General features: G+C 61.4%; 1 pseudogene. It reads right to left on the bottom strand.

From position 1 onward, the window contains the following. A pseudogene (locus SB751_RS31240) lies at positions 1-267 on the bottom strand (UDP-glucose 6-dehydrogenase); the annotation flags it as partial.

Raw genomic sequence — 267 nt, 5'->3', positions numbered from 1 at the left:
GGCAAAGGTCTTGCCTTTGAGGTCGCCCTTGTAGAACGCCTTGATGCGTTCGAACAGCTTGTGCTTCTGCCGCTCGTTGATGGCTTCCACGGCTTGCAAAAGGTCGCTGGAGCAATGGGCTTCCTGGGCGCTGTGAATCAGCGCGCGCATGTCCTTGGGGAAGCACGAACCGCCGTAGCCGCAACCGGCGTACAAAAAGCTGTAGCCGATGCGCGGGTCCGAGCCGATGCCGCGACGCACCTGTTCGATATCGGCGCCGACGCGATC

This window comes from Cupriavidus sp. SIMBA_020 (assembly GCF_046535395.1).
Taxonomy (GTDB): domain Bacteria; phylum Pseudomonadota; class Gammaproteobacteria; order Burkholderiales; family Burkholderiaceae; genus Cupriavidus; species Cupriavidus campinensis.
This window is presented reverse-complemented; position numbering and strand designations above follow the sequence as displayed.